General features: G+C 65.5%; 7 protein-coding genes. 3 read left to right on the top strand and 4 right to left on the bottom strand.

Annotated features, from left to right (window positions below):
* Positions 1 to 17: 17 nt before the first annotated feature.
* A complete protein-coding gene (locus QFZ91_RS30665; protein WP_176383083.1) occupies positions 18 to 1514 on the bottom strand; it encodes a carbohydrate porin in 1497 nt (498 codons plus the stop codon).
* A gap of 783 nt (positions 1515 to 2297) precedes the next feature.
* Between QFZ91_RS30665 and QFZ91_RS30660 the strand changes: the two genes are divergently transcribed.
* Together QFZ91_RS30660 and QFZ91_RS30655 are read left to right on the top strand one after the other, a co-directional pair.
* A complete protein-coding gene (locus tag QFZ91_RS30660) occupies positions 2298 to 4049 on the top strand; it encodes an ABC transporter permease (protein WP_429569468.1) in 1752 nt (583 codons plus the stop codon).
* A gap of 10 nt (positions 4050 to 4059) precedes the next feature.
* Entirely contained in the window at positions 4060 to 5397 is a 1338-nt protein-coding gene (locus QFZ91_RS30655; protein WP_368590009.1) for an AAA-associated domain-containing protein, read from the top strand.
* 75 nt (positions 5398 to 5472) lie between these two features.
* Here QFZ91_RS30655 and QFZ91_RS30650 read toward each other — a convergent pair whose 3' ends face one another.
* The 3 genes from QFZ91_RS30650 to QFZ91_RS30640 form a co-directional block, all read right to left on the bottom strand.
* Complete coding sequence (locus tag QFZ91_RS30650; protein ID WP_429569467.1) at positions 5473 to 6477, bottom strand: sterol desaturase family protein; 1005 nt, start codon at positions 6475 to 6477, stop codon at positions 5473 to 5475.
* A gap of 20 nt (positions 6478 to 6497) precedes the next feature.
* Positions 6498 to 7544: a YncE family protein gene (locus tag QFZ91_RS30645; RefSeq protein WP_429569466.1), complete on the bottom strand. Its 1047-nt coding sequence runs from the start codon at positions 7542 to 7544 to the stop codon at positions 6498 to 6500.
* 154 nt (positions 7545 to 7698) lie between these two features.
* On the bottom strand, positions 7699 to 8754 hold the full coding sequence (locus tag QFZ91_RS30640; protein WP_410849349.1) for an aldo/keto reductase: 1056 nt from the start codon (positions 8752 to 8754) through the stop codon (positions 7699 to 7701).
* Positions 8755 to 9025: 271 nt separating this feature from the next.
* On the opposite strand from QFZ91_RS30640, the gene QFZ91_RS30635 reads away from it, so the two are divergent.
* Positions 9026 to 13567 carry a DEAD/DEAH box helicase gene (locus QFZ91_RS30635; protein ID WP_429569465.1) on the top strand — a complete coding sequence of 1514 codons (4542 nt, stop codon included), beginning with the start codon at positions 9026 to 9028 and terminating at the stop codon, positions 13565 to 13567.
* Positions 13568 to 13697: the final 130 nt, after the last annotated feature.

Genomic DNA, 13697 nt, shown 5'->3' with positions numbered 1-13697 from the left:
TGCCGAGCGACCTTTCCTCAAAACTGGATCGTCGTGCGCAAGCCGAGAACCGCTTCGTTCCTGATGCGCTGGGACGAATCGTCCGGGTCCGGAATCCCGCCGCCCGGCCGCCAGAAGTACTGGAAGTCCGCTTGCAGCATCCACCACGGCGCGACCTGGTATTGATAAGTGGCTTCGAGCACCGTCTCCGCGCTGCGTGACGGATAGCCCGGTGTGTACAGCGCCTGCGCGCTCGCCAGATTCTGCGCGTGAGAACCGATCTTTGCATAGCCGAGCGCAAGCCCGACCACATCGTTGTCGCGCCCCTTGAACGGCGCCTTGAGCGTGACGCCCGCGTTGACGCCGAGATCGACCAGATTGCGATCGCCCGGCGCACCCATGATGCGGGCGAACACGCCGACCGACTGCGGACTGTCGGGGCCCGCGCGCCACACCATCTGGTCGGCAACCGCGTAGAAGCTGTAGTTGCCGCGATGATTCGTCGGCATGCCGTTGCTCGCCGGATTCGCCAGCGACAGGCCGCCGGTGTCGAAACCCTGATCCGCGAAGTGGTTGCTGTTGTACCAGAAGCCGAGCTTGTAGGTGCCCGGCAGGCCAGCCGGCCTCGGATCGGAAGGATTCGCCGACGGCTGGTTGATCGCGTACTGCAGTTCGCCGATCACGAGCGCGCCGTTGCCGAGATTGAAGTTCGTGCCGCTCGCGTTGAGCTTTTGCGGATCGCCGACGCCTGGCGCCGGGTTGCCGTCGAATACGCCGCCCAGCACGGTGACGCCGTTCGCGAACGATGCGCGCGCCCTCACGCCGAGCGACGACAGCGGATAGGCCGGTCCGCCCGCGGGCAGATCGACGGCCGGCAGCACCGGCCAGCCAAACGTTGCGTTCATGAAGGTGGCCGCGTACTGGCTGACCATGAACTCCTGATCGAGACTCTGCTGGCCGATCTTCACATCGACGTTGCCGAGCGACTGCTGATACCACAGTTCCCACAGACGGGTCGCGGCGTCGGCTTCGATGCCGCTCGCAGTTTGCAGTGTTTGCAGATTTCTGGCGGTCAGGCTCGTGCCGTGAATCTGCAGACCGGAGACGTTGAAGGTGCCGCCCGGCAATCCGAAGGCCTTTTCCGTATCGACGACGAGTCCGAACCCGGTCAAGCCTTGGTAGGCACCGCCGCGATTCGTGCCGCCCGACAGGTTGCCCATGTATTCGCTGGTCTCCTGCAGATTGAACGTCACACCGTAGTTGCCGAGCCAGGGACGCAGGCCGCCCATTTCGCCGAACAGGTTCGAGCGCTCCCACAATCCGGTCGGCGCTGCGACGGTCTGATCGGCGGGCGCCGCCTTGTCCGTGGCGCCGGGAACCGGTGCGGCCGGTGCAGTCGATGGCGCCGCTTGCGCCGGGGTGGCGTCGCCGGGTGTCTGCGCGAACGCGCAAGGGCCGAGGCCGAGGGAAAGGACCGCAGTCACGGCGATCGAACCGCCGGAGCCCAGTAGTCTGCGCTTGTCGATATTTTTCATCGGTTGTTGGGGATTGGAGTTATAGCCGGATCGCTCCGTCGTTATTCGCACATGCACATGGACGTGTGCGAAAGGTCCGGCAAACAACGAGCGCAAATGCGAAAGCGCAATCGCCTCTGCAAGCGGGCTCGCAAACGACGGTCAAAAAAAGAGCAGGCGTGCTACAGAACCGACGGCAAGGCCGGTTGGAATTGAAGCGCGCTAACCCGACTTCAGCGAGTCAGCGGCGAAGGAGTGAACCTGCGGCGACTATCTCGCGGTGGTGCTGCCGGTGCTGGCCGGCATCGGACTTCCACTTTCTGGACACGGGTCCATGGACGACTCCTTTGATACGTTGGGGCGGATTGTATTGACGTGCTCCCCAAAAGCGCAAGTAAAAATCGCACAAGGACGGCCTCGGGTTCTTTCGAAGAATGTTGGCTCTGCTTACAGAATCTGGTTGACTCCGGGTTTTTACCGTCCGCGCCCCTTCCCCGCGCCGCCGTTCCGCCAGCGGGCGGAACGGTGCGCGCCGCAGCAAAGCCCGGCTCCCCACGCTGTGGCGCCGCATCGGCTCGCTTTTCTCCTGAGTTCTGCCAAGCTCCTGTCACGAATCGACGCCATCATCGAAAGATTGTGGTGTTGCCTCGTCGTGACAGTTGCTTGCTGAATAAGCCCTTTCATCAACTTGCAATTCGTTATGTTCCAACTCAACGATCCGTCGCGAATCGATGCGCAGGCCAACGCCCTGTACGGCGGCACGACTTCGCTGCTCACCAATACTCACGGCCCCGGAGGTGATTGATGGAGTTCGGTTTCAATCTGAACCGCACCGCCAACGCATCCGCGCGGCGGCTGCTTCCAAACGGCTGGGACTTCGTTGCCTTTCCGCTGATCATCTGCCTGATCGCGATGGCGTCGATCGGCTTTCACGAGACGCTCGCGCCGATGTCGACGCTAAAGACCCAGGCGATCTCGCTCGATCCGGCCAACCTGCCCGAGTACGCGATGCGCACCACGCTGCGCATGCTCGCGGCGATGGTCGCCTCGCTGATCTTCACGCTGGTCTACGGCACGCTGGCCGCAAGGAGCCGCCGCGCCGGCCTCGTGCTGGTGCCGATTCTCGACATCCTGCAGTCGGTGCCGGTGCTCGGCTACATCTCGTTTACGGTCACCTTCTTCCTCGCGATGTTCCCGGGCCGCGTGCTCGGCGCCGAGCTCGCCGCGATCTTCGCGATCTTCACGAGCCAGGCGTGGAACATGACGTTCAGCTTCTACCAGTCGCTGCGCACGGTGCCGCGCGACCTCGATGAGGTGTCGCGCGGCTTTCACCTGACGTCGTGGCAGCGCTTCTGGAAGCTCGAAGTGCCGTTCTCGATGCCGGGCCTGATCTGGAACATGATGATGTCGATGTCGGGCGGCTGGTTCTTCGTCGTGGCTTCCGAAGCGATCACGGTCGGCAACAACACGATTACGCTGCCGGGCATCGGCGCCTACCTCGCGCAGGCGATCAGCGACAAGAATCTGCACGCGATCGGCTGGGTCATCCTCGCGATGACGGTCGTGATCCTCGCCTATGACCAGTTGCTGTTCCGTCCGCTCGTCGCGTGGGCCGACAAGTTCCGCATGGAGACCACGAGTTCGGGCAACGCGCCGCAGTCCTGGCTGCTCGACATGATGCGGCGCACACGTCTGATTCATCAGTTGCTGACGCCGGCGGGCGTGATGCTCGCGAGCACCGCGCGCATCCCTTTGCGTGTGCCTTTCGCGAACGTCCGGCGTGCCAGCCGAGCGCGCAGCGACACTTCGACACGCGTCGGGGACATCGTGTGGGGCGTGCTCGTATTCGTGCTGACGGTCTATGTGATCTATCGCGTCGTCGCCTATGTGCGTACCGGCGTGACGCTCGACGAGGTCGGTCACGTGTTCCTGCTCGGGCTCAGCACGCTGCTGCGCGTTGCCGTGCTGATCGCGATCTCGTCGCTGATCTGGGTGCCGATCGGCGTGCTGATCGGCCTGCGTCCGGCGCTCGCGGAAAAGGTCCAGCCGCTCGCGCAATTTCTCGCCGCGTTTCCCGCGAATCTGCTGTTCCCGGTGTTCGTGATCGTGATCGTGCGCTTTCATCTGAATCCGGATATCTGGCTGTCGCCGCTGATCGTGCTCGGCACGCAGTGGTACATCCTGTTCAACGTGATCGCGGGCGCGACCGCCTATCCGAACGACTACCGCGAGGCGGCCACCAACTTCCGCATCCGCGGCTGGCAATGGTGGCGCCAGGTGATGCTGCCGGGCGTGTTCCCTTACTACGTGACCGGCGCGATCACCGCGTCGGGCGGTGCGTGGAACGCGAGCATCGTGTCCGAGTTCGTCCAGTGGGGCGATACCAAGGTCGCCGCGCATGGCCTCGGCGCCTATATCGCCGAGACGACCGCCGCCGGCGACTTTCCGAAGATCATCCTTGGCGTCGCCGTGATGGCGCTATTCGTCACGCTGTTCAACCGCGCGCTGTGGCGCCCCCTGTATGCCTTCGCCGAATCAAGGCTCCGACTCGACTAGGAGTAAAGCCATGCAAAACGTCATTCAAGCCATCCCCGCCGACCTGCTCCAGTCGTCGCCGCGCCTGGGCGCGCAGGTGCTGAACATCGAGCACGTGAGCCGCGGCTTTCATAAAAATCAGAGCGAGCTGCTGGTGCTCGACGACGTGAATCTGACGCTGCGCGAGGGCGAGATCGTCGGACTGCTCGGCCGCTCGGGCTCGGGCAAGTCGACGCTGCTGCGCATCATCGCCGGTTTGATCCGGCCGACGAGCGGCAACGTCACCTACCTGGGCAAGCCGCTCGACGGTCCAGCCGAGGGCGTCGCGATGGTGTTCCAGACCTTCGCGTTGTTTCCGTGGCTGACGGTACTGCAGAACGTCGAAGCGGGGCTGGAGGCGCTCGGCGTCGGCATCGAGGAGCGGCGCACGCGCGCGCTCGCGGCGATCGATCTGATCGGTCTCGACGGCTTCGAAAACGCGTATCCGCGCGAGCTGTCGGGCGGCATGCGGCAGCGCGTCGGCTTCGCACGCGCGCTCGTCGTCGACCCGACCATCCTGCTGATGGACGAGCCGTTCTCCGCGCTCGACGTGCTGACCGCCGAAACGCTGCGTACCGACCTGCTCGACCTGTGGAACCAGGACCGCATGCCGATCAAGTCGGTTCTTATAGTCACGCACAACATCGAGGAAGCCGTGTTCATGTGCGATCGCATTCTCGTACTGTCGTCGAACCCCGGGCGCGTGGTGGCCGAGACCGTGGTGCCGTTCGCTCATCCGCGCAACCGGCTCGACCCGGATTTTCGCGCGCTCGTCGACGAAATCTACGCGAAGATGACCGCGCGCCCCACTGGAGCCGCGGCCAAACGCGAACTCGAACCCGGCAGCTGGTTGCCGAACGTGTCGACGAACCTGATGGCTGGTCTGATCGAAACGCTTGCGGCAGCGCCCTATAACGGCCGCGCCGACATGCCCGAGATTGCGCGCACGCTGCAGTTGGAAGTCGACGAACTGTTCCCGATCGCGGAGATGCTGCAGTACCTCGGCTTTGCCGAAGTCAGCGAGGGCGATGTGTTCCTCACGCCGCCCGCGCATCGATTCGCCGAGGGCAGCACGCAGGAGCGCAAGATCATGTTCGCCGATCATCTGTTGCAGTGTGTGCCGCTCGCCGCGCGAATCAGGAAGGTCCTCAACGAACGGCCCGGACATCGCGCGCCGCGCGTGCGCTTCGAGCAGGAGCTCGAGGACCTGCTATCCGACAGCGCGGCGCAGGAAACCCTCGATGCGGTGATCGACTGGGGCCGTTACGCGGAAATCTTCTCGTACAACGACAAGACGGAAACCTTCAGTCTCGCGGATGTCGAGACCTGAGCGGGGCCGAAACGAAATGGCCGCGCAGAGCCTGATCTAGCTGCTCCGCGGCCATTTTCCAGTTCGCACCGACCTTCACGGATTGATCTCGCCCGCACCGGGCCGGTCACGCAGCCGCCCGGCGATGCGGCCGAACGCGTACCACTGCTGAGCGATCAGCCCATCCCCATACGAGCGCGCGGCACCATGCGGCGCGGGCAGCTGATCGCGGATGCCGGTCGGCTCGACGGCGCGCTCCCACGACGCGGTGCCGAACAACATGTCCCACCACGGGAACAGCACGCCGAAGTTGCAGCCGTAGCGGGTGCCTTCGTGGCCATAGCCAATCGCATGATGACGCCGATGAAACGCCGGGCTCACGATCAGGCGTTCGAGCAGCCATCCATACGGGAGGCGCGCATTCACGTGCTGCACACTCTGCATGAAATTGCCGAGCGCGACGAGCACGACGAATTGGTTTGGCTGCACGCCGATGAACAGCGCAATGGCCGCAAAAAACGCCGCCTGCAAGATGTCGTCCAAAAAGTGATTGCGGTCGTCGGCCCACAGCGACATCTGCCGCTGGCTGTGATGAACCGCATGCAATTCCCACCACACGCCGAACCGATGTTGCCAGCGGTGATACCAGTAGCCGGCGAAATCGAGCACGATCAGGTAGATCAGAAACGACACGAGCGGCTGATCGGTGACGCCCGGCCACAAATCATCGACGTCGATGTTGGGCACGTCGTGGATCGCCATCAGGCTCTGCCAATGATTGAAGAACGGCTGCAGCAGAAAGAAGAACGCAAGATTGACGATGCCGAGCTTGGCGATCCACGTGTAGATCACGTCCGCGCGCAACGCCCTGCGGTCCGCCCATGTCTCCACCGGGCGCAGCGCTTCGAGCGGGCGCAACACCAGGTACGACACGAGTATCTGCATCGCGCCGACGATCACCCAGTAGAGCGCGTCGTAAGTGTCTTCGTCATAGCCCATCAGATTGAAGCGGTAGAAGATCGGCTGGACCACGTCGACGTACAGCAGCGTCTGCAGGGCTGAGATGCCATTGTCGAGTTGAGCGACGAGTTCGTGAATCATGTAAAGCCTTTCGGGTTGCCTCAGTCGGGATTGGGCGCGTAGACCGGCGCGCGGTTGGCGAAATAAAGACCGTGCGGCGAGCGCCCCACCGCGATCGTATCCACCAGCCGATGCGTGCTCAGGTCGATGACGCCGACGTGCCTCGCAAAGCGGAACGTGACCCATAGATAGCGCCGGTCCGCCGATAGTTCCATGTCGTCAGGGCCCGGCATCAAACCGGTGATGTCGGCCACTTTGGTCAGCGTGTTGTAATCGAGAATGCTGATCGTGTTCTCCACGCGATTCGACACGGCAAGATGCTGGCCATCGTCGAGATTGCGGAAGTTGTGCGCGCCGCGGCCCGTGTGGATCTTCTTCACGAGTTGGCGGTTCTTCCAGTCGACCACCGCGACATTGTCTTCGCCCGTCATGCCGACGAGCAGATAACGATCGCCCGGGGTCATCCAGAGTCCGGCCGGCGTCTTGCCCACGTGCAGCTTCCACGACACTGACTGTGTCGGCAGATCGATCGCCGCGACCTCGCCCGTGTCCTGAAGCGTGACGAACACGGTGCGGTTATCGGCTGCAAAGGTCAGGTGGCTCGGGGTCTTCGCGAGCGGAATCCGCTTCGCGAGCGTCACGTTCTCGCCATCGTAGTGATAGATATCGATGCGATCGAGCCTCAGGCCCGCTGTAACGAACCACTTGTGGTCGGGCGAAAAGCCGAGCTGGTACGGGTCTTCGATGCCCTCGACACGGCGCTGCACCCGGCCGCTGTGCGGGTCGACGAACATCAGGTCGTTCGAAATCGCATCCGCGACGATCAGCGAACGACCATCGGGCGTGATCATCAGATGATGAGGCTCCTTGCCGGTCGGCTCGGTGCCGATCACTTTGTGCGTGACGGGATCGATCAACGTAAGCTGCGCTTCGCCCGAGTCGAGCACGATCACTTTGTCGGCGGCGTGGGCGAGATGAGGCAATGTCAGCGAACAGCAAGTCAACGCCACGAAAGCGCCGGTTTTTGTAATCGAAGCGAATGCGAATGTCACGAACCGGATAGGACTCTGAAATACAACGCTGGGCATCGGTGCGGCCGATGCGGAAGAAGACCTGCCGTTTGAAGTCTACGCGCAATCGCGTGGCAAATGTGATGAAGATCGCGGCCGCGCGAGCATCGAACTCGCGCCGCCCAACGATGAAGATCAGGCTTTCTTCAGCGTTCGCGAGAACGCCGTCGCGCTATCGCTGCACGACATGCCGAACCTCGGCCAGTTGTTGCCGGCGCTGTTCGCCTTGCCGCTCCAGCATCCAGCCCGGATACTCGGCGGGCAGCGCGCTGACCTCGGCGAGCTTCGCGAGCTCATCGGCGGATAGCGCGACGTTGGTCGCCGCGATGTTGTCGTCGAGCTGCTCGATTTTCTTCGCGCCGACGATCACCGTGCTGACGACACGCTGATGCAGCAGCCACGCCAGCGCGATCTGTGCGACCGATACGGTCTTCGCCGCGGCCATCTCGCGCATCACGTCGATGCAGTCGTACGCGCGTTCGCGATTGACCGGCGGAAAATCGAAAGTCGTGCGACGGCTGCCCGCTTCGCCCTGCTGTTCACGTCCGTATTTGCCGCTCAGAAAACCGCCCGCGAGCGGACTCCATACCATCAGGCCGAGGCCTTCGCTTTGCAGCATCGGCACGAGCTCGCGTTCAAGATCGCGGCCCGCGAGCGTGTAATACGCCTGCAGCGTTTCGAAGCGCGCGGCGCCGAGCCGCTCGGCGATGCCGAGCGCCTTCGCGATCTGCCATGCCGCCCAGTTCGACACGCCGACATAGCGCACGTGGCCGTGCTGCACGAGCGTATCGAGGGCGCGCACGGTTTCTTCGATCGGGGTGGCCGGATCGAAACCGTGGATCTGATAAAGGTCGACGTGATCGAGTTGTAGACGCTTCAGGCTCGCCTTGATGCCGTCGAGGATGTGATAGCGCGACGCACCGCGCGCGTTGGCGAACTCGCCCGTCTGGCCGAACACCTTGGTCGCGATCACGACCTTGTCGCGCGGCACTTTCAGGTTTTTCAGAGCGTTGCCCGTGATCAGCTCGGACAGGCCGCCCGAGTAGACGTCGGCCGTGTCGATGAAATTGATGCCCGCGTCGAGCGCCCGGCCGACCAGCCGCTCCGCGTCGCTTTGCTGCAGATCGCCGATCTGCCGCCAGATGCCTTCGCCACCGCCGAAGGTCATCGTGCCCAAACACAACTCTGAGACAAACACACCGGTACGGCCCAACTGGTTATATCGCATCGTCGACGCTCCATCGTGGGGACAGGGAGAATCGTCAAGCGTACTGCAAATGGCGGACGCTGGCAGGACGGGCGCACGCGGCGAAACTACGAATTCAAGCAGTTACGCAACGCCCAACGCGCCGCACACGAGCGCCGAAAACCTGCGAGACTGACCGCTACTGCGTCGTCAGCGTCGAATGCCCCGCAACCGCAAAAACGGGCGACATGAGCGGGTACTGATCGAGCCGCCCCCACTGGATATCCCCCGCGCCGCCCTCATCTACACGAGCATGACTTCGGCAAAATCTGCCGCCGCACTCGACGCGGCGCCCCGCTCCCGCAAGGCCCGCTCCACCGCGAGCGCGGCGCGGCCCGTCGCACCTGCCTTACAGCCGGCCCCGCAGGCGCTCGCCGGCTTTCACCCGGCCGTTGCCAGCTGGTTCCAGAAAACCTTCGCCGCCCCGACCGATGCGCAAGCCGCCGCCTGGCCGCAAATCCGCAGCGGCCGCTCGACGCTGGTCGCCGCGCCGACCGGCTCCGGCAAGACGCTGACGGCGTTCCTGTCCGCGCTGAACGACCTGGTGTCGCAAGGCCTCGCGAACGACGGCGTGCTGCCCGACGAAACGCTGGTCGTCTACGTGTCGCCGCTGAAGGCGCTGTCGAACGACATCCGTCTGAACCTGCAACTGCCGCTCCAACGCATCGCCGCCGAACTCGACGCGCTCGGCCTGCCGCCGCTCGACATCCGCACCGCCGTGCGCACCGGCGACACCACGCAGCAGGAACGCAACGCGCTGAAAAAACGCGCGCCGCACATTCTCGTGACGACGCCCGAGTCGCTGTACGTGCTGCTCGGCTCCGATTCGGGCCGCCGCATGCTGGCGACGGTGCGCACGGTGATCGTCGATGAAATTCACGCGCTCGCGGGCAGCAAGCGCGGCAGTCATCTCGTGCTGAGCCTCGAACGGCTCGACGCGCTCTGCGGGCGACGCCTGCCGCGCATCGGGCTGTCGGCGACGCAAAAGCCGGTCAGCGCGGTCGCGCGGTTTCTGGTCGGCGGCGCGAGTCTGGACAGCGACGTGCCGGCCGAATGCGCGGTGATCGACGTCGGCCACGTTCGCGCGCGCGACCTCGCGCTCGAGATCCCGCCGGTGCCGCTCGAAGCGGTGATGGCCAACGAAGTGTGGGAGCGCGTCTACGACCGGCTCGCCGAACTGGTCGCGCAGCATCGCACGACGCTGATCTTCGTCAACACGCGCCGCATGGCCGAGCGCGCCGCCCGCCATCTGACCGAGCGGCTCGGCAAGGACGCCGTCGCCGCGCATCACGGCAGCCTCGCGAAAGAACATCGTTTCGACGCCGAACAGCGCCTGAAACGCGGCGAGCTGCGCGTGCTGATCGCGACCGCGTCGCTGGAGCTCGGCATCGATATCGGCGACGTCGATCTCGTCTGCCAGATGGGTTCGCCGCGCGCGATCGCGCCGTTCCTGCAACGCGTCGGCCGCTCGGGGCACCACGTCGGCGGCATGCCGAAGGGGCGGCTGTTTCCGGCCTCGCGCGACGATCTGCTCGAATGCGCGGCGCTGCTCGATTGCGTGCGGCGTGGCGAGCTCGATGCGTTGCGCATCCTGCGCGCGCCGCTCGACGTGCTCGCGCAACAGATCGTCGCGGAGGTATCGAGCGCCGAGTGGAGCGAGGATGCGCTGTTCGACATGCTGCGGCGTGCCGCGCCGTATGCGGATCTGCCGCGCGAGCAATACGACGCGGTGCTGCGCATGCTCGCCGAGGGCTACACGAGCCGGCACGGTCCGCGTGCTGCGTATGTGCATCGCGATGCGGTCAGCGGCACGTTGCGCGGCCGGCGCGGCGGCAAGCTGGTCGCGGTGACCTCGGGCGGCACGATTCCCGAGAACGCCGATTACGCGGTCGTGCTCGAACCGCAGGCGCTCAATATCGGCACCGTCAACGAGGACTTCGCGGTCGAAAGCCTCGCCGGCGATGTGTTCCAGCTCGGCAACGCGTCGTACCGGATTCTGCGCATCGAAAGCGGCCGCGTGCGGGTCGAGGATGCGCAAGGCCAGCCGCCGAACATTCCGTTCTGGCTCGGCGAGGCGCCGGGGCGCAGCGACGAGCTGTCCTTCGCGGTTGCGAGATTGCGGGAGCAGGTCGAAGCGTTGCTGACGGAGGGCGAGACACGAGCAACCACGGCAACCGCCGTAGCCGCAAGCGAACTCGAGCCCACCGCGCCGCGTCTCGACCACGCTATCACCTGGCTCGCCGACAACCTCGCGCTCGACGAACCGGTCGCGCGCCAGATCGTCGAATACCTGGCGCGCGCCCGCGCCGTGCTCGGAGTCTTGCCGACGCAGAGCACGCTCGTGATGGAGCGCTTCTTCGACGAATCGGGCGGCACCCAGCTCGTGATCCACTCACCGTTCGGCAGCCGCGTGAATCGCGCGTGGGGGCTCGCGCTGCGCAAGCGCTTCTGCCGCAGCTTCAACTTCGAGCTGCAGGCGGCGGCCACCGAAGACGCGATCGTGCTGTCGCTGACCGGCAGCCACTCGTTCGTGCTCGACGATGTGTGGCGCTATCTGCATTCGAACAGCGCCGAGCATCTGCTGATCCAGGCGCTGCTCGATGCGCCGTTATTCGGCGTGCGCTGGCGCTGGAACGCGACGACCTCGCTCGGCCTGCCGCGCTACACGGGCGGGCGCAAGACCGCGCCGCAACTGCAGCGCATGCGTAGCGAGGATCTGCTTGCAAGCGTGTTTCCCGAACAGGCCGCGTGTCTGGAGAACGTCGTCGGCGAACGCGAGGTGCCGCGCCACCCATTAGTCGACCAAACCATCGACGACTGCCTGCACGACGCGATGGACAGCGAACGCTGGCTCGCGCTGCTACGCCAGATCGAGCACGGCGAGTTGCGGCTCGTCGCGCGTGATCTGCCGGCGCCGTCGCCGCTCGCCGCCGAAATCCTGACCGCGAAACCGTACGCGTACCTGGACGACGCGCCGATCGAGGAGCGCCGCACCCAGGCGGTGCTGAACCGCCGCTGGACCGACCCTGAAAGCGCCGACGATCTCGGCGCGCTCGACGCCGCCGCGATCGACAGCGTGCGCGACGAGGCCTGGCCGCAAGCACGCAACGCCGACGAAATGCACGAAGCGCTGACGGGCCTCGCCTGCATCACAGAAGCCGAGGCGCGCACGCAGGAGGATTGGCCCACGCTGCTTGCGGCGCTGGCGCAAGCCGGCCGGGCGACGCGCTTGCCGCTGGCCGCGCAAGCAGACGCAAGCACGCGCAACGACAAGTTCAGCGACGGCGCACTGTGGCTGCCCGCCGAACGCCTGACCTGCTTCGAAGCGCTCTACCCCGGCGTCGCGCGCAATCGCTACACGCCGCCGCTGAGCGCCCCGAAGGGCTACACCGAAAGCTGGAGCGCCGACGACGCGCTCGTCGACGTGCTGCGCGCGCGGCTGACCGGTTTCGGCCCGCTGACGGTCGACGCGATCGCGCGCCCGCTCGGTTTGCCCGCCGACCGGATCGAACCGGCGCTGATCCGTCTCGAAGCCGAGGGCTATCTGTTGCGCAGCCGCTTCACGCCGCACACGAGCCACGAAGAATGGTGCGAGCGGCACCTGCTCGCACGCATCCATCGCTACACGGTGAAGCGGCTGCGGCGTGAGATCGAGCCGGTCGAGCGGCACGACTTCATGCGCTTCCTGTTCGAATGGCAGCATCTGACGCCGACCACGCGCGCCGAAGGCCGCGACGCGCTCGCCGCCGCGCTGGACCAGCTCGAAGGCTTCCAGGCCGCGGCCGGCGCATGGGAGGAGGACATCCTGCCCGCGCGGGTGCGCGCCCACACCAGCAGTTCGCTCGATGAGCTATGCCGCGCCGGCAAAATCGTCTGGACCCGCCTGACCGAGCGGGCGCGCGGCGCCGCCGGTCCGGTCCGCGGCACGCCCATCGTGCTGCTGCCGCGCGCGCAGTTGCGCGCGTGGCGCGCGCTGCTGGATCCGGCGCGCCAGGTCGAGCTGTCGGCGCTCGCGCAAAGCGTGCACGACACCCTCGCGCAACACGGCGCGATGTTCTTCGACGAACTGCTCGCCGAGGTGCGCGTGCTGCGCATAGAGCTCGAAAACGCGCTCGGCGAGCTGGTCGCGGCCGGCCTCGCGAACTCGGACAGCTTCGCGGGTCTGCGCGCGTTGCTGAAGCCGGTCGCCAAACGCAACGCGTTTTCCAGCAGCCGGCGCGCGCGAGCGAGCGCGCTGATCGGCGGCATGGACGACGCCGGGCGTTGGGCGCTCGTAAGCCGCCCGTCCGCCGTCGGGCCGGAAAATCCGTCCGAGCGGCGCAGTCAGTTGCCGCCCGAGGTGCTCGAACACGTCGCAATGACGTTGTTGCGCCGCTACGGCGTGGTGTTCTGGCGCGTGCTCGAACGCGAGGCCGAATGGCTCCCGCCGTGGCGCGATCTGCTGCGCGTGCTGCAGCGGCTCGAGGCGCGTGGCGTGATCCGCGGCGGGCGTTTCGTCAACGGGCTCGCGGGCGAGCAGTTCGCGCTGCCCGAGGCGATTCCGCTGCTGCGCGAGGTGCGGCGGCAAGCGAACGACGGTGCGCTTATCTGCGTCGCGGGAACCGATCCGCTGAATCTCGTCGGCACGCTGCTGGTCGGCGACAAGGTGCCGGCCGTGACCGGCAACCGCGTGCTGTATCGCGACGGCGTGGTGGCGGCCAAGCTGGTGGCCGGCAAGTTCTGCTTCGACGCGGCGCTCGACGCCAATCCGATCGAGCGCGAACGCGCCCGCGCGCTGCTCACACACCGCTTCTAACGACGTCACCGTGGCCTCGTTTTGCCATGCCATCGTGCCGCCGAGCGCGGCCACGCCGGCCCGTGCTCGTGGTTAGCAAAACGTTAATGATTCTTCGCTCGAACTGTCACGCTTAGATACAATGGGGCAG

It is taken from the genome of Paraburkholderia sp. JPY419, assembly GCF_050435705.1.
GTDB classification, from domain to species: Bacteria; Pseudomonadota; Gammaproteobacteria; order Burkholderiales; family Burkholderiaceae; genus Paraburkholderia; species Paraburkholderia youngii.
This window is presented reverse-complemented; position numbering and strand designations above follow the sequence as displayed.

Excerpts from the sequence above, each read along its gene's own strand:
- QFZ91_RS30650 (WP_429569467.1), bottom strand. The coding sequence starts at position 6,477 with ATGATTCACGAACTCGTCGCTCAACTCGACAATGGCATCTCAGCCCTG.
- QFZ91_RS30655 (WP_368590009.1), top strand. The coding sequence starts at position 4,060 with ATGCAAAACGTCATTCAAGCCATCCCCGCCGACCTGCTCCAGTCGTCG.
- QFZ91_RS30640 (WP_410849349.1), bottom strand. The coding sequence starts at position 8,754 with ATGCGATATAACCAGTTGGGCCGTACCGGTGTGTTTGTCTCAGAGTTG.
- QFZ91_RS30665 (WP_176383083.1), bottom strand. The coding sequence starts at position 1,514 with ATGAAAAATATCGACAAGCGCAGACTACTGGGCTCCGGCGGTTCGATC.
- QFZ91_RS30645 (WP_429569466.1), bottom strand. The coding sequence starts at position 7,544 with ATGCCCAGCGTTGTATTTCAGAGTCCTATCCGGTTCGTGACATTCGCA.
- QFZ91_RS30635 (WP_429569465.1), top strand. The coding sequence starts at position 9,026 with ATGACTTCGGCAAAATCTGCCGCCGCACTCGACGCGGCGCCCCGCTCC.
- QFZ91_RS30660 (WP_429569468.1), top strand. The coding sequence starts at position 2,298 with ATGGAGTTCGGTTTCAATCTGAACCGCACCGCCAACGCATCCGCGCGG.